This window comes from Vibrio sp. 1F255, assembly GCF_041439145.1.
In the GTDB taxonomy this organism is placed as follows: domain Bacteria; phylum Pseudomonadota; class Gammaproteobacteria; order Enterobacterales; family Vibrionaceae; genus Vibrio; species Vibrio crassostreae_C.
Genome location: NZ_JBGONQ010000008.1, coordinates 35,688 through 52,071, shown reverse-complemented (window position 1 = coordinate 52,071; position 16,384 = coordinate 35,688). Strand labels below are relative to the sequence as shown.

12 protein-coding genes are annotated in these 16,384 nt (G+C 47.0%); 10 read left to right on the top strand and 2 right to left on the bottom strand.

Going from position 1 to position 16,384, the window contains the following annotated elements; all coding sequences use genetic code 11:
- Positions 1-74: 74 nt before the first annotated feature.
- From ACED41_RS06975 to ACED41_RS06950, 6 genes are all read left to right on the top strand, one after another.
- Positions 75-1,085: an ornithine carbamoyltransferase gene (locus ACED41_RS06975; protein ID WP_017062722.1), complete on the top strand. Its 1,011-nt coding sequence runs from the start codon at positions 75-77 to the stop codon at positions 1,083-1,085.
- A 476-nt stretch (positions 1,086-1,561) separates the two neighbouring features.
- On the top strand, positions 1,562-2,491 hold the full coding sequence (pyrB, locus tag ACED41_RS06970) for an aspartate carbamoyltransferase (protein ID WP_017063665.1): 930 nt from the start codon (positions 1,562-1,564) through the stop codon (positions 2,489-2,491).
- 15 nt (positions 2,492-2,506) lie between these two features.
- On the top strand, positions 2,507-2,971 hold the full coding sequence (gene pyrI, locus ACED41_RS06965; RefSeq protein ID WP_059021942.1) for an aspartate carbamoyltransferase regulatory subunit: 465 nt from the start codon (positions 2,507-2,509) through the stop codon (positions 2,969-2,971).
- Between the two features lie 327 nt (positions 2,972-3,298).
- Positions 3,299-3,787 carry an arginine repressor gene (locus tag ACED41_RS06960; protein ID WP_017063664.1) on the top strand — a complete coding sequence of 163 codons (489 nt, stop codon included), beginning with the start codon at positions 3,299-3,301 and terminating at the stop codon, positions 3,785-3,787.
- 175 nt (positions 3,788-3,962) lie between these two features.
- A complete protein-coding gene (locus ACED41_RS06955) occupies positions 3,963-5,810 on the top strand; it encodes a protein-disulfide reductase DsbD (protein ID WP_102333892.1) in 1,848 nt (615 codons plus the stop codon).
- 212 nt (positions 5,811-6,022) lie between these two features.
- Positions 6,023-6,652 carry a response regulator transcription factor gene (locus ACED41_RS06950; protein ID WP_017062717.1) on the top strand — a complete coding sequence of 210 codons (630 nt, stop codon included), beginning with the start codon at positions 6,023-6,025 and terminating at the stop codon, positions 6,650-6,652.
- On the opposite strand, the gene ACED41_RS06945 is transcribed toward ACED41_RS06950, so the two are convergent.
- Positions 6,649-8,400, bottom strand: a complete 1,752-nt coding sequence (locus tag ACED41_RS06945) for a potassium/proton antiporter (RefSeq protein ID WP_229647413.1) — start codon at positions 8,398-8,400, stop codon at positions 6,649-6,651. The genes ACED41_RS06950 and ACED41_RS06945 overlap by 4 nt on opposite strands.
- 448 nt (positions 8,401-8,848) lie before the next feature.
- Between ACED41_RS06945 and ACED41_RS06940 the strand changes: the two genes are divergently transcribed.
- The 4 genes from ACED41_RS06940 to ACED41_RS06925 all read left to right on the top strand — a co-directional run bounded on the left by ACED41_RS06940 (position 8,849) and on the right by ACED41_RS06925 (position 12,814).
- Positions 8,849-9,115, top strand: coding sequence for a DUF4212 domain-containing protein (locus ACED41_RS06940; protein WP_010435433.1), 267 nt, complete (start codon positions 8,849-8,851; stop codon positions 9,113-9,115).
- A gap of 10 nt (positions 9,116-9,125) precedes the next feature.
- Positions 9,126-10,829 (top strand): sodium:solute symporter family protein, encoded by a 1,704-nt coding sequence (locus tag ACED41_RS06935; protein ID WP_017062715.1) that lies wholly within the window; start codon positions 9,126-9,128, stop codon positions 10,827-10,829.
- A gap of 200 nt (positions 10,830-11,029) precedes the next feature.
- A complete protein-coding gene (locus ACED41_RS06930; RefSeq protein ID WP_371724707.1) occupies positions 11,030-11,416 on the top strand; it encodes a hypothetical protein in 387 nt (128 codons plus the stop codon).
- Between the two features lie 12 nt (positions 11,417-11,428).
- Complete coding sequence (locus ACED41_RS06925) at positions 11,429-12,814, top strand: lyase family protein (RefSeq protein WP_017062713.1); 1,386 nt, start codon at positions 11,429-11,431, stop codon at positions 12,812-12,814.
- A gap of 117 nt (positions 12,815-12,931) precedes the next feature.
- Here ACED41_RS06925 and ACED41_RS06920 read toward each other — a convergent pair whose 3' ends face one another.
- Positions 12,932-16,363 (bottom strand): PAS domain-containing hybrid sensor histidine kinase/response regulator, encoded by a 3,432-nt coding sequence (locus ACED41_RS06920; RefSeq protein WP_136974344.1) that lies wholly within the window; start codon positions 16,361-16,363, stop codon positions 12,932-12,934.
- Positions 16,364-16,384 lie beyond the last annotated feature (21 nt).

Here is a 16,384-nt window from a genome sequence, read left to right as displayed (position 1 = left end):
AAAATTGAATCGCGCTTTCTTGAATTTTCTTTCCCTGTAACAAGAAAGCGCCTAAATCTAAGAAGGAATACATCATGGCTTTTAACCTACGCAATCGTAACTTCCTAAAACTACTAGATTTCACTCCACGCGAAATTCAACACTTATTAGATCTTTCTATGGAGCTAAAAAAAGCGAAGTACAACGGTTACGAACAGCCAACACTAACTGGCAAAAACATTGCGCTTATCTTTGAGAAAACCTCAACTCGTACTCGCTGTGCATTCGAAGTAGCGGCATTCGACCAAGGCGCTCGCGTGTCTTACTTAGGCCCATCTGGCTCTCAAATTGGCCACAAAGAATCAATGAAAGATACCGCTCGCGTTCTTGGCCGTATGTACGATGGCATTGAATACCGCGGCTTCGGTCAAGAGATTGTTGAAGAGCTAGGCGCTTACGCTGGAGTTCCAGTATGGAATGGTCTGACTGACGAATTCCACCCTACACAAATTCTTGCTGACTTCCTAACCATGACGGAATACGGCCGTGGTAAACAACTGCATGAAATCAGCTTTGCTTACCTAGGTGATGCTCGCAACAACATGGGTAACTCTCTGATGGTTGGCGCAGCGAAAATGGGCATGGACATTCGCCTTGTTGCTCCAAAACAGTTCTGGCCACAAGAAGAGCTACTGGCTCAATGTCGTGAAATCGCAGAACACACTGGCGGCAAAATCACGCTAACAGAAGATGTTCAAGAAGGCGTGCAAGGTTGTGACTTCCTATACACCGACGTTTGGGTATCAATGGGCGAAGCAAAAGAAGCATGGGCTGAGCGTATTAACCTAATGATGCCTTACCAAGTGAACATGGAAATGCTCAAAGCAACAGGCAACCCACATGTGAAATTCATGCACTGCCTACCGGCTTTCCACGGCGAAGATACAACCGTCGGCAAACAACTTGCTGCTGAATATCCGCAGCTTAAAGATGGCGTAGAAGTGACGGACGAAGTGGTCGAGTCTGAATACTCAATCGTGTTCGATGAAGCAGAAAACCGCATGCACACCATCAAAGCAGTAATGGTTGCGACACTAGGCAGTTAAGAAGTTAAGAAGTTAAGAAGTTAAGCACGCACTTGTTCGCAATAAATTGACAAGCTAAGTGCAATAACAGGGAAATGCGGGTGGCGTTCTTGGGATTTTGACCTTGGATAAAACCCGCATTTTTTTTCATGTACTAGAAAAGATTATTACCTGAAAAAGCCTGAGATTCTCAGTTCCAACAAAGGCTTAAATGGAAACTAGAAATGGACGTAATTTCGCATAAAAATCCATTAAATGAATACTTTACGGAAAGTATTGCATGGCATTTTTATCTGAGTATAATCCTCCGCAATTTGTCTAAAGAGAGCAAAAAATGAACCGCAATTCTGTCGCACATAATTGTCAAACTACACGCCAAAGAGTGGCGGTGGTGTCATTTTTATTTTGCTCTATTGATCGTTTCAAAGCCTCCTATTTTTAGGGGGCTTTTTTTTGTCCGCAATTTGACTGTATGCATAGAAAAAGGAAGACCCGTTATGGCGCATTCGTTATTTAACAAGCACATCATCTCCATACCTGAGCTCTCTCGTGATGAACTGGAGCTTATCGTCGATACTGCCGCAAGACTCAAAGCAGAGCCAAATCCAGAGTTGCTGAAAAATAAGGTTGTCGCGAGCTGCTTCTTTGAACCTTCAACTCGAACTCGCCTTTCATTTGAAACCGCAGTTCAACGCCTTGGCGGCACGGTCATTGGCTTTGATAATGGCGGTAACACCTCACTGGCGAAGAAAGGCGAAACACTTGCCGATTCAGTGCAGGTTATTTCATCCTACGTCGATGCCTTTGTAATGCGTCACCCACAAGAAGGGGCAGCACGTTTAGCGTCTGAATTTTCTAACGGTGTGCCGGTAGTAAACGGCGGCGACGGTGCTAACCAGCACCCGACGCAAACCTTGCTGGACCTGTTCTCGATTTACGAAACACAAGGCACGCTCGATAACCTCAATGTGGCGTTCGTCGGCGACCTAAAATATGGCCGTACCGTGCACTCATTGACCCAAGCACTATCGAAATTCAATAACGTGCGTTTCTTCTTTATCGCGCCAGAAGTCTTAGAGATGCCAGATTACATCTGTGAAGAATTGGAAGAGATGGGCATCCAATACAGCACTCACAGCAGCATTGAAGAAGTCGTGCCGGAACTGGATGTTCTGTACATGACTCGCGTGCAGAAAGAGCGCTTTGATGCGTCGGAATACGCACACATGAAATCGGCTTACATCCTCACCGCCGATACATTGAAAGACGCTCGTCAAAACATGAAGGTACTTCACCCGCTGCCACGCGTCGACGAAATCACCACCGACGTTGATAAAACGCCACACGCTTACTACTTCGAACAAGCTGAAAACGGTGTATACGCTCGCGAAGCCCTATTGGCCCTAGTTCTTAACGACACTTTATAAGCAGGAGAAACAGTCATGGTTAAACAAACTCAGCTACAAGTAGAAGCGATCCGTAATGGCAGCGTCATTGACCACATCCCTGCTCATCTTGGGATTAAAATTCTCAAACTGTTCAAGCTGCATAAAACAGAACAGCGCATCACTATGGGGTTAAACCTGCCATCATCAGCGCTCGGCAACAAAGACCTAATCAAGATTGAGAACATCTTTCTGACCAAGGAACAAGCCAACCAATTGGCTCTGTACGCCCCGCAAGCGACGGTCAATCAGATTGAAGAGTACAAGGTGGTTAACAAGCTAACATTAGTGCTGCCAGACCAAATCAACAGTGTCTACTCTTGCCCGAATAGCAACTGTATTTCGCACGGTGAGCCAGTCGAAAGCAGCTTTAAAGTGCAGCTAAAACAGGAAAACGTGCAGCTAAAATGTCACTACTGTGAAAAAGTATTCTCTCGCGAGATCATGAGTGAAATTCGCTAACCCTTAGCGCCATTATCACGGTCTCCAAAGCACCCTAATACCGATGGATATTTATGCCAAACTTGGAATAAATATCCATTTAACAAAAGAATAAAACTCCAAAATAAAAGCAATTAACTAGAATTTTATTTGGTGATCCCCTTCAAAAAGATAACTATTCTTTAGTGGTAGACTCAATGGATAGACGATCATACATCACGCATACCTTCCCTCTCTATTTCGGGATTCATCGGTAAGCCCTATTTAACAATCGTACTCTACGGCTTTGGGAGTACGCTCGGCGCTACGGACAAGCGATAACCACATGTTGACCTTAAGGAGTTGTTCATGAACCCAATCACTGAGCACGGTTGCTTGTATTCAGCTGAAGATAAAACACTGACTGCAGCGTGCAAACGCTTACTACAACAACAAAGCTTCTCGACCCAAAATCAACTGCGAGAGAAACTTGTCGATATTGGCTATACAGGTATCAGCCAATCGACCGTCTCTCGTATTTTGTCACAGCTTGGTGTTGTCAAAATTCAGAATGCTTGCGGTAAAAAGGTTTACTGCATCACGGTTGAAAGTGCACCGGTTCGTGTCGATGCATCCATCTCATCGCAAATCGAATTCATCACTCATAACCAAGCGATGGTCATCGTAAAAACTCATCCAGGTTGTGCTCAATTAGTCGCAAGATTAGTCGATATCGACCCACATACTGAGATTATCGGCACCGTTGGCGGTAATGATACCGTGCTTATTATTCCAAAAGATACGATGAATATTGATGCTTGCGAACAAGTCGTAAAAGCACGCTTGGGTGTAGCTTAAATGTCTCTTTTACAAAGGCAAGTCACTCAAGTTGAATTGCAGCTCCCCACTCGATTACCCAATAAAATCGCTATCCCGCCTTAGGGGATATTTGTTTGCCGATGAAACTAATAGCAAACTATTACGGTCTGATTGAGTTAAGATACCTTCAACTCCATTTTGATGACTAAATAGTATGCGACGACTTGCCACATTACTTTTTGTTTGTGTTTCCCTATTCACCCAGCCTGCGTGGGCGCTATTTGGGAACGACAACGCCGAGCCAAGCTTCGGAGGCAATAACAATGGTTTTGTCCCTGTAGACCAAGCTTTCCCTTTCAATTACTACCAGCAAGACGACAAAGTCCTTCTCGACTGGCAAGTAAAAGAGGGCTACTACCTCTATCAACATAGCCTCTCGTTCACCGGGCAAAATCTCGCTATCGGTAATGTTGAATTAGAAGATGGTAAGCCGCACCAAGATGAATTCTTCGGTGAGGTGAGCATTTATACTCAGCCGTTATTCGTGCAAGTTCCTCTGCAGAGTTACCAAGATGGCTCACAGCTGATCGTTAAGTATCAAGGCTGTGCGGACGCAGGGTTCTGCTACCCACCAGAGACTCGTATCATCGACATTGAACCTTTCACAGCAACAGGTTCTGCTAATTCGCAAGGTAGTGACTCACAAGCTTCATCTTCTGCTGGCAACGAAACCGATGTTTCTACGCAACCAACATCTCCGAAAGCAGACGTTGTAAGTAACACGACTCAACAGCCAAATGCCCCTGTTTCAAAAGAAGCAGGCTTAGCCGATAAGCTCGGTGACAGTTGGTGGACCCCTCTATTATTCTTAGCACTCGGTGTTGGTTTAGCCTTTACGCCGTGTGTGCTGCCTATGTATCCGATTCTAACGGGTATCGTTTTAGGTGGTGGCAAACTCAGCCAAGGTCGCGCGCTGATGCTGTCCTTTATTTACGTGCAAGGCATGGCGTTAACCTACACCTTATTAGGTTTAGTGGTTGCTTCAGCAGGCATGCAATTCCAAGCCGCTATGCAGCACCCTTACGTGCTGATCGCGCTGAGTGTTCTGTTCGTGGCGTTAGCAATGTCGATGTTTGGCGTTTATAACCTGCAACTGCCAAGCAGCATCCAAACTTGGCTCAACAACCAAAGCAACAAGCAGCAAGGTGGCAATACCTTGGGCGTATTCGCAATGGGCGCTATCTCTGGCTTGGTGTGTTCACCTTGTACCACGGCGCCATTGTCAGGCGCACTGCTGTATGTGGCTCAGAGTGGTGACCTATTTACCGGTGCAATTGCTCTGTACGCGTTGGCTATGGGTATGGGTATCCCACTGATTTTAGTGGCAGTGTTTGGTAATAAGCTATTGCCTAAAGCGGGCAGCTGGATGAACAAGGTGAAGATCGTATTCGGCTTTATCTTGCTTGCCGCGCCTATCTTCCTGCTAGAGCGAATCATTCCTGAGTTGTGGGCAACCGTGCTTTGGTCTGGCCTTGGCTTCATCGCCTTTGGTTGGCTTTACCACAGTAAGAATGCACTGCCATTTGGTGGCTGGAAGCAAAGCGCTGTGGGCATCATTGCGATGCTTGGCCTGTTCGCATCAGCTCAACCTGCGCTCAATTACTGGTTTGCAGAAAAGAGCGTGACGGTAGAACAACACATCCAATTTGCACGCATCAACACGGTTGAAGAACTAGAAATCCAGCTCATCGAAGCGAAGAAACTCGGTAAGCCTGTGATGCTCGACTTCTACGCCGATTGGTGTGTGGCATGTAAAGAATTCGAGAAGTACACCTTCCATCAAGCTGATGTGGAAAACAAGCTTTCTGACTTCGTACTGCTACAAGCCGATGTAACGAGAAACATGCCTCAAGACATTGAACTGCTTAAACAATTACAGGTACTTGGCTTACCTACGATTGAGTTCTGGGATGGTGAGGGTAACCATGTTCCAAATGCTCGTGTAACCGGTTTTATGCCTGCCGATGTATTCTTAAAACACATGCAAAACCACCAGCTATAACGGCAATATTCACTAAAATATAAGCCGAATCGAAAGCCGCACCGCCCCTCCGTAACGAGATGGCAGTGCGGCTTTTTTGCTATTCAGAGTAACGCTTTCTTATTCCGGGGATAAAAGTCGATATGGTTCAGACTTTTAATGCATAGATATTGTCCACATACTCAATCAGGATGATAATAAATATTAACTAAATTGTTAAAAGTATGAACGTCATGGACTCGACCTATACCATCATCATTGCTGATGACCACCCTCTCTTTCGCAACGCCCTGTTTCAGTCAGTTCATATGGCGATCAGTGGTGCGAACCTGCTTGAGGCCGATTCTCTCGATGCCTTACTGACTCTGCTAAAGAAAGAAGGCGAGCCGGATCTATTACTGCTCGATCTGAAAATGCCGGGCGCCAATGGCATGTCAGGCTTAATTCAACTGCGCGCTGAATACCCAGATCTACCGATTGTGGTGGTTTCTGCCAGTGAAGATGCCAGCGTGGTCACTCAGGTGAAGAGCCACGGTGCGTTTGGCTTTATTCCTAAGTCGAGTGATATGCGTGAGTTGGTGAGTGCACTGAATCAAGTGCTGAATGGCGACCCGTTCTTCCCTGAAGGGCTTATCACCAATAATGCAGCGTGTAGCGACCTTGCAGAAAAGATTTCCACACTGACGCCTCAGCAATACAAGGTATTAGGGATGCTTTCTGACGGCTTGCTTAACAAGCAAATCGCGTATGAATTGAATGTTTCGGAAGCGACCATCAAAGCACATATGACGGCCATCTTCCGTAAACTGGATGTGAAAAATCGTACTCAAGCGGTTATCTTGCTACAAGAAGTCCACAATTAAGCTTCACTGATATCCTCTTCTAAAGTCGTCTTAGGTAAACATAAACCCAACCTGACGACTTTATGATCATCTATCTCTGCAACCACCCAAGTGATGTCATGCCACTCAAAGCTATCACCCAATACAGAGTGTGCGCCAAGCTCTTGAGCAACCAATTGTTTTAGCGTCATTTCTCGCTCTTCTTCCGAGCCAAGTTCAATACCATAACAATCACTCACTGCCGCAACTGATAGCTCAACATCCAAGAAGAAGTCACCAAAGAATCGTGCCGCCTCTTCTGCTAGAGGCGCCTCACTGAACAACGAACTTAAGCTGTCCAAATCTTTGTCTTGACCAAGCACACATAAGATATCGTTCGCCTCTAACACGGTGCTGCCTGATGGGTGAAGCAAGGCATCCTTTCTAAACAGTGCAGTAATTCGCGTTCCTTCCGGCATAGACAAACGCTTTAGTGGTTCGCCCACACACCACTTCTCTTCTTTCAGCTTGTAGACAAACATCTCCCACTCACTAGCAGGGTAAATTTCAATGCCAGTACGAGAAATCGGTGTCGGCGTTGGAGGTAGCGTCACTTGAGCCAATCTCGCGACTTTCATCAAGCTGCCGCCTTGAACAATCAGCGACACCATAACCACGAAGAACGCGATGTTGAAGTAAAGCTGAGCATTAGGCAGGCCAGCCATCATCGGGAACACCGCCAGAATGATCGGTACCGCGCCGCGTAGACCGACCCAAGAAACAAACCAACGTTCCTTGGTGGTAAAGCTTCTGAACGGCAGCAAACCCAACCAAACCGACAGCGGACGAGCAAACAAAATCATACCGAAGGCCAGTGCCAGCGCAGGCAGAGCAATGTCCATCAACGTTGATGGCGTCACCAATAAACCCAATACCAAGAACATCACGATCTGGCTTAGCCACGTCATGCCATCAAGAACATTAAGAATCGAGTGTCGCGAGCGCGTCGGACGATTACCAATGAACAAGCCCACTAAGTAAATCGATAAGATGCCGCTGCCGCCAAGCATGTTAGAGAACGCAAACAGAGCCACGCCCCCACTGAGTACCAGAATGGAATAAAGGCCATCAGCCAATTGTACTCGATTGATTAAGCTCCATAGAACCCAGCCGCCGCCAATACCAACAAGAGTACCGATACCAAACTGCATCGCAAAACTTTGCAGTAGGAAGTTCATTTCCATCTCAGCGTCAGGGTTACCTAACAGCGCAATTAAGGTCACCGTCAGGAAGACCGCCATTGGGTCGTTAGTGCCCGATTCGATCTCTAGGGTTGAGCCAACACGCTCATTGAGACTCTGTCCTTTCAGCAAAGAGAATACCGCTGCCGCATCGGTTGAACCAACAATCGCCCCGACCAAGATGCCCTGCATTAATGACAAGTCAAACAGCCAAGCCGCCATTAATCCGGTTAAGGTTGCTGTACATGCGACACCTATCGTCGCCAGCGAGAGCGAAGGCCAGAAAGCGACCTTGAAGCTCGCCACCTTGGTTCGCATACCGCCATCCAACAGAATCACGGCAAGCGCAAGGTTACTCACCAAGTAGGTCAGTGAGTAATCATCGAAATGAATATTACCGGGTCCATCTTCACCCGCTAACATACCAACGAACAAAAAGATCAAAAGAATAGGAACGCCCAATCGAGAGGACACTTGTGAGAAAAGCACGCTGATGGCGATGAGTACGGCACCAGTCAAGAATAAGTGGTTAATGGTTATTGCGTCCAATTCGTTCCCCCAAAGAATAAAATCCGAGCTTTAAGCCTGTTGATCTTTTACCACTAGCTTGTTGATCTTCTGCCGTTTAGCAAGGCACGGTCGGTGAAAGTGCCGTTGTTACTATAACAAACTTATGTTTCGCTTCGTGTCATAAGCAGGGCTAAATACCGTTTCTCGGTCATTTAGTTGTTAAATTTTATGACTCGCAGTCTAATTCATCCCTTTTTGTTAGACCTTTGGCTAATTTAACAACATTGTAACATCACATTTTTCTATGGTTATGTCTCCTAGCTCCCATATTTCAGTACATTAGCGCTAATACCATCCCGACTAAAGTTGCACAGATCCCTTGACTTATCCTTGCTACATTCTAAATCGTAACATTACGTTAACACGCTATTTTACAAAACGGTTTCACAAAAACAGTTTCTACGAAAACGGAATAAAGGAGAAGGCAATGGCGTTCGAATCTACGGAACATGCTCAAGCCTACTGGAAGGAAAACTTGGGAATTATGGGAACACTGCTCGCGGTCTGGTTTGCGGTGTCTTACGGCGCTGGCATCTTATTTGTGGATGCCCTCAATACCGTTCAGTTTGGCGGGTTCAAGCTAGGATTTTGGTTCGCTCAGCAAGGTTCGATATACACCTTCGTGGCGCTGATATTTATTTACGTTGTCCGCATGAATGCGCTCGACAAAAAATACAACGTACAGGAAGACTAGAGGCTAGAACATGGATATTCAAACTTGGACGTTTATTCTCGTCGGTATTACTTTCGCGGTATATATCGGCATCGCAATCTGGGCTCGTGCAGGGTCTACTAGTGAGTTCTACGTTGCTGGCGGTGGTGTACACCCAGTAGCAAACGGCATGGCGACCGCCGCTGACTGGATGTCGGCAGCATCATTCATCTCAATGGCAGGTATCATCTCATTCGTTGGTTACGACGGTGCGGTTTACCTAATGGGTTGGACAGGTGGTTATGTACTACTTGCGCTATGTTTAGCACCTTACCTACGTAAGTTCGGTCAGTTTACGGTTCCTGATTTCATCGGTGAGCGTTACTACTCGAAAACGGCACGTATGGTAGCGGTATTCTGTGCAATCTTCGTATCGTTTACGTACGTTGCAGGCCAGATGCGTGGTGTGGGCGTTGTATTCTCTCGTTTCCTAGAAGTTGATATTAACCTAGGCATCATCATTGGTATGGGTATTGTGTTCTTCTACGCAGTACTAGGTGGCATGAAAGGCATCACTTATACGCAGGTAGCTCAATTCTGTGTCCTCATTTTCGCCTTCCTTGTTCCAGCAATCTTTACCTCAATCATGATGACAGGTAACCCACTTCCACAAGTTGGTATGGGCTCTACGCTATCAGGCACAGATGTTTACCTTCTTGATAAACTGGATGGACTGACCGAAGAACTCGGATTTACCGCCTATACCGAAGGTAACAAGAGCATGGTAGATGTATTCTTCATCTGTGCGGCTCTAATGGTCGGTACTGCGGGTCTTCCACACGTAATCATTCGTTTCTTCACGGTACCAAAAGTACGTGATGCTCGTATCTCAGCGGGTTGGGCACTACTGTTCATCTCATTGCTATACACAACAGCACCAGGCGTTGCAGCATTCGCTCGTGTAAACATGATCGAAACAATCAACGGCCCTGACATGCAAGGTGTCGCTGCAGCGGACGCACCAAGCTGGTACAAAAACTGGGAAAGCACTGGCCTAGTAGGTTGGGAAGATAAGAACGGCGATGGCAAAATGTTCTACTCGGGCGATGAGCGCAACGAGATGAAGATTAACCGTGACATCATCGTACTGGCTTCTCCAGAGCTAGCGAAACTACCAAACTGGGTTGTAGCACTGCTTGCAGCCGGTGGCCTAGCAGCCGCACTATCAACAGCCGCGGGTCTACTATTGGTCATCTCAACGTCGATTTCACATGACTTGTTGAAGAAAGGCTTCAGACCAAACATGACCGACAAGCAGGAGCTGTTAGCCGCTCGTCTGGCAGCCATGGTCGCGATTGTCGGTGCCGGTTACTTAGGTATTAACCCACCAGGCTTTGTAGCACAGGTAGTAGCGTTTGCCTTCGGCTTAGCCGCAGCATCCTTCTTCCCAGCGATTATCCTAGGTATCTTCTACAAGAAGATGAACAAGGAAGGCGCAATTGCAGGTATGTTGTCAGGTATTGCCTTCACAGCAAGCTACATCATCTACTTCAAGTTCATTAACCCAGCAGCAAGCACACCTGAAAACTGGTGGTTTGGTATCAGCCCAGAAGGCATCGGTACGCTAGGTATGTGTCTAAACTTCGTAGTATCGATTGCTGTAAACAAAGTAACTGCTGAAGTACCACAAGATGTACAAGATATGGTTGAGAACATCCGTTACCCGAAAGGTGCAGGTGAAGCTCACGACCACTAAGCACGACCATTAAACAAAGATGTTTAGCAAAAAATGAATCAGTACTTACATTGTAGGGATTAGGTACTGACTCCAGAAAGCCGATACTTCGTGTATCGGCTTTTTCTTTTTCTGCTCACTTTATAAAAAGATAAACAAAGGGTTGTTTTTAAAATTTTATTTGATAATAATTATCATTAACATCCAATAAAGAGATGCAGATGATGATGAAAGAGCAGCAGGTTCTCTATTCGAGATTTTACAAAGCACAGGATCGCTTTGCTTCATTAGAACAAGTTCAAGGCCATGAGCCGTTTGTAATTCGAGAGTATATCGAGTGTGCACTGACGCTTTCGGCTTACTATGAAAAGCATGCCGCTCAAGAAAACATCTTGTTGTGCGAGCTGTATCTACGCCAAGTTTTCTTTCATTTGATTGAAGCGATTGAGTCTCCTCAGCGCAGTTTCGCCTTTCGTCATATCTGCCTAGACTCTATTCACTCACCACTATTTTATTTGAAGCGCCACTACTGCCAGCAACCTCAAGGCCAAGCGCGTTTTTTGAATCTCAGCCAAACACTACAACAAGTCCAAGTCCCACTTGGCTAACAAGGATAGAACATGACCCTACAATTTCGGATTGAAAAAGACAGCATGGGCGAAGTGAAAGTCCCTGCCGATGCGCTATACCAAGCACAAACTCAGCGTGCAGCGGATAACTTCGCGTTTAGCTCTCACAAGATGCCGACCAGTTTTATTCAAGCACTGGCGTTAATTAAACAGGCAGCGGCAGATACCAATGCTCAGTTAGGTCTACTGGAAGGTGATATTGCCAACGCGATAGCCGAAGCCAGCCAAGAGATCATTGAGGGTAAACACCTCGATCAATTCCCTATCGATGTCTACCAAACCGGTTCAGGTACCAGTTCCAACATGAATGCCAATGAAGTGATTGCTACGCTTGCCTCAAGAAGCTTGCAAGGCGACGTGAACCCCAATGATCACGTCAACATGGGCCAAAGCAGTAACGATGTGGTGCCAACCGCAATTCAAGTGAGCGTTGCTTTGATGGCTGAAAATAAGCTATTACCTGCATTAACTCACCTTTCTGAAGCACTCACCATCAAACAACAGGAACTTGCGGAGGTCGTGAAGACCGGCCGCACTCATCTAATGGATGCGATGCCAATGACCTTTGCTCAAGAGCTAGGTGGTTGGAAATTTCAGATAGAACACGCTAAGCAAGCAATAGAGAACACCCTGCCCGCTATCAAGGCTTTAGCACAAGGTGGTACTGCGGTTGGAACAGGGATCAATGCTGACCCACGCTTTGCCGATAAGTTTGCGAGTAACCTGTCTCAATCGACAAAGATCAGTTTTAGCTCGAGTGAAAACTTCTTTTTTAGCCTCAGCAGTCAAGACGCGATCGTTGCGCTGTCAGGTCAGCTCAAAACGGCAGCAGTTGCGATCATGAAGATCTCAAACGATCTTCGCTGGATGAACTCTGGGCCGTTGGCTGGCTTAGGGGAAATTGAATTACAGGCTCTACAACCAGGCTCATCGATCATGCCTGGCAAGGTAAATCCTGTGATTCCAGAAGCTGCAGCTATGGCGGCGGCGCAAGTCATTGGCAACGACACCACCATTACCGTAGCCGGACAATCAGGTAACTTCCAACTTAATGTGATGCTGCCAGTGATTGCTCATAACGTGTTGGAAAGTATTGAGTTATTGGCAAACAGCTCAGTCGCTTTAGCGGACAAAGCCATCGCGACCTTCACGGTACGCCAAGACAATCTCGATTTGGCACTGTCAAAGAACCCAATCCTAGTGACCGCACTTAACCCTGTGATTGGCTACTTGAAGGCGGCTGATATTGCCAAGAAAGCTTACAAAGAAGGCTTACCAATTCTGGATGTCGCAGAAAGAGAAACCGATCTTAGCCGAGAAGAGCTCAGTAAACTGCTTGATCCAACCACACTGACACAAGGTGGCATTGCTGGTTAGTTATTGAATTAACAAGCGAATCGGCGTTCGCAAAAAAAACAGAGACAAAAAAGGCCTCATCTGAGGCCTTTTCACTATCCGCTCACGAACGTACTAATCCGAGCCTGTTAACCCAAACTAGCTCACTCGATTCAAGACCGCTCTTAACTTAAGTGGCTTCACTGGCTTGGCAATAAAGCGAAAGCTGTTGGCCTTTATCGCTGCCAACATGTCATCGGTTCTATCGGCACTAATGATGACCCCTTCAAAAGAGTCTCCGAGGCGCAAGCGACACTGCTGCAGGACTTCGAGACCCGTTCTGCCATTATCTAAACGGTAATCAGAGAAAATCACATCAGGTAGCCAACCCTCATCTAGGCACTGCAAGCTTTCGACCAAATCAACCGCCGTCTTAACCTCACAGCCCCAACGTCCGATCAGGTTTTCCATACCGACTAAGATTTCTCGTTCATTATCGACACACAATATCTTGAGATGTTCGATGTCGCTGGTCGCCATTGGCGTCGAAGCTTGCACAACTGGAGCCACTTTTTCCGCTCTAGCTAAAGTGATGGAAAAGACACTGCCTTGCCCCGGCCATGAGCGCATCGAAATTTGATGGCCAAGCACATGAGCAATACCTTTCGAGATAGCCAGCCCTAACCCCAATCCTTGATCGGCTCGTACTTGGCTGCCACGAGTAAACTCTTCAAAGATTTCTTGTTGCTTGTCTTCATCGATACCGGTTCCATTATCCCACACATCAATTCGAACCTGTCCATTGACTCTTCTCGCACCCAGTACCACTTTCCCTTCCGGGTTGTAGCGGAACGCATTGGTCAAAAAGTTCTGAATCACACGCCTCAACAGCTTAGGGTCTGAATGAATGAACAATGACGACGGAATCATCTTAAACTCAATTTTCTGTTGTCTCGCTAGAGCGCTAAATTCCGCGTTCAAATTGGTTAATACGTCATGCACGGCAATCGCGTGAATGTTGGTTTCTAACTTTCCGGACTCCAATCGAGAGATATCTAGCAAGTCACCAATCAAATCTTCTGCGGCGCCAAGTGCACTCTCGATGTGAGATGACAATTGCTTCACCTCTTGCTCTTTTGCCACCTCAGACAGTGACGAAGCAAATAGACGTGCGGCATTGAGCGGCTGCATCAAATCGTGGCTTACCGCGGCTAGAAAACGACTCTTAGATTGTGATTCTTGATCCGAAATCTGCGTGGCTTTTACCAAGCGATGATTCAGTTTTTCGAGCTCTTGAGTTCGCTCATGCACTCTCGATTCCAAACTTTCGTTGGCATCTTTTAGCGCTTGCTCTGCTTGTCGGAATACCGTGATGTCGGTAAAGCTCATCACAAAGCCACCACTTGGCATCGGGTTACCTTGCACTTCAATCACTCGACCATCAGGACGAATGCGAGAAGAGGTATGTCGAGTGCCTTGCTCCAAATGATAAACACGGCGACGCACATGATCTTCTGGGTCACCCGGGCCACACAAACCTTGTTCAGCATTATGACGAATCACATCTGAAATGGGTCGCCCAACCTGAATCAAGCCAGCAGGGAACTCAAACAACTCTAGGTAACGCTGATTCCATGCCACCAGCCTCATTTGTTTGTCGATTACTGCGATGCCTTGGCCAATATGTTCAATCGCTCCTTGCAGTAAACCACGGCTGAAGTCGTACAGTTCCGAAGCTTCATCCACGATGGTCGCGACTTCTTCAAGCTGCATGTTTCTTCCCTGTAAAGCGGAAGTAAGTACTAACTTAGCAGACGAAGCACCGAATACTCCGGCGAGCACGCGCTCTGCGTGTCGAATCAGACTTGCAGGCGCTTGTTGATTAGGAAGCAGCGGCTGACCGTGTTGTTGCCAATAGCTGTGTAAGGCACTTTTCGCACGCTTACGGCCTACAAAACGCGACGCCAGCATCTCTAATTCAGCGACCGTCACTCGGTTCTGGTAAAGGCTGATATTCTCGTTTTCAGGCAGCGGCGTGCCAACAAATGCTGCTGATTGTAAGCGCTCACTTAGGCTTGGGCGAGTCGTCATCGAAACCACGGCATAGCACAAGGTATTAAGTACAATACTCAGCACAATGCCCCAGTTTGAACTGCTGATATTCCAGCTACTGAGCAGTTCTGGCGGCGTGATAATCCACAGTAAAAGGTTACTTTCACTGTCGCCAGCCAACATGCTGGTTTGGCTCATCAAGGTAATCAGCCAAATCAACGAGCCCACCATTAAGCCGACATACACGCCCTTGCGGTTACCCGGGCGCCAGTACAAACCACCAATAAGTGCTGGCGCGAATTGAGCAATCGCAGCAAAGGAAAGAAAGCCAATCGCTGACAGTGAATGGATGGTATCGAGCGCCTGATAAAACAGCCAAGCACCCAGTAACAGCAGTAAAATTAGCCCGCGGCGAATCACCAATAGCAGGCCAGAAAAGTGTCGATGGGTTCTTTGAGTTAGGCGCATACGGCGCAGTAACAATGGCATCACTAAATCATTCGACACCATGATCGCCAAGGCGATGGTCGACACTATCACCATGCCACTTGCCGCAGACGTACCACCAAGGAAAGCCAGCAAGGCAATGTGATTAGCGCCTTCTGACATTGGCACACTGATCACATAGGTATCCGCTGGCATACCAGTAAGTAGTCCTTGTCCTGCCCAAGCAATTGGCAGCACGAACAGTCCCATCAAAATCAGGTAAAGCGGAAACAACCAACGAGCGGTATGCAGGTCTTGAGGACGTTCGTTCTCTACCACCATGGTATGGAACTGGCGTGGCAGACAGACAATCGCCAACATGGTCAAAACGGTATGAATAATTAAGGTCGGAATATTGGGTGATTCGTAGGTGGAAGCCGCCACATCAAGCAAGTCGATCTTGTCGCTGCTCATCGCCAGATACATGATGAATAGGCCAACGATCAGGAATGCCGCGAGCTTAACGATGGATTCAAACGCCACCGCCATCATCATGCCACGGTGATGCTCTGTGTTATCAATGTGTCTTGTACCAAACAGCATGGTGAAAATAGCCAAAGCACCGACCACAAACCAAGACACATGATAGTCCTGATAACCGAAGTCAGCCGCTAGGTTGGGTGCAACAATATCCAACCCCATGGTAATACCACGCAGTTGCAGAGCAATATAAGGAAGGATACCAACCACGGCGATAACCGTCACCGCCACCGCTAAGCCCTGAGATTTTCCATAACGAGCCGCGATAAAGTCGGCAATGGAGGTGATATGTTCCCGCTTCGCAATCAGGATCAGCCGCGCCAAGATCCGCCAGCCTAGTGTAAAGACTAGAATCGGGGCGAGGTAAATGGGTAAAAAAGACCAAGGGTTGTTACTCGCCTGCCCGACCGTTCCATAGAAGGTCCAAGAGGTACAATACACGGCAATCGAAAGGCTATAGATCCACGGGCGCCAACGCGATAGCCAACGAACCTGCCTGTCTCCATACCAAGCGATCAGAAATAACACGCCCAAGTAGGCTAAAGAGACTGGAATTACTATCCATCCTTGCATTGAAAACCCTTTTTTCATCCA

What these genes read in the sequence shown, in the direction of transcription:
- ACED41_RS06975 (WP_017062722.1), top strand. Translation starts at nt 75, where the DNA reads ATGGCTTTTAACCTACGCAATCGTAACTTCCTAAAACTACTAGATTTC.
- pyrB (WP_017063665.1), top strand. Translation starts at nt 1,562, where the DNA reads ATGGCGCATTCGTTATTTAACAAGCACATCATCTCCATACCTGAGCTC.
- pyrI (WP_059021942.1), top strand. Translation starts at nt 2,507, where the DNA reads ATGGTTAAACAAACTCAGCTACAAGTAGAAGCGATCCGTAATGGCAGC.
- ACED41_RS06960 (WP_017063664.1), top strand. Translation starts at nt 3,299, where the DNA reads ATGAACCCAATCACTGAGCACGGTTGCTTGTATTCAGCTGAAGATAAA.
- ACED41_RS06955 (WP_102333892.1), top strand. Translation starts at nt 3,963, where the DNA reads ATGCGACGACTTGCCACATTACTTTTTGTTTGTGTTTCCCTATTCACC.
- ACED41_RS06950 (WP_017062717.1), top strand. Translation starts at nt 6,023, where the DNA reads ATGGACTCGACCTATACCATCATCATTGCTGATGACCACCCTCTCTTT.
- ACED41_RS06940 (WP_010435433.1), top strand. Translation starts at nt 8,849, where the DNA reads ATGGCGTTCGAATCTACGGAACATGCTCAAGCCTACTGGAAGGAAAAC.
- ACED41_RS06935 (WP_017062715.1), top strand. Translation starts at nt 9,126, where the DNA reads ATGGATATTCAAACTTGGACGTTTATTCTCGTCGGTATTACTTTCGCG.
- ACED41_RS06930 (WP_371724707.1), top strand. Translation starts at nt 11,030, where the DNA reads ATGATGATGAAAGAGCAGCAGGTTCTCTATTCGAGATTTTACAAAGCA.
- ACED41_RS06925 (WP_017062713.1), top strand. Translation starts at nt 11,429, where the DNA reads ATGACCCTACAATTTCGGATTGAAAAAGACAGCATGGGCGAAGTGAAA.
- ACED41_RS06920 (WP_136974344.1), bottom strand. Translation starts at nt 16,363, where the DNA reads ATGCAAGGATGGATAGTAATTCCAGTCTCTTTAGCCTACTTGGGCGTG.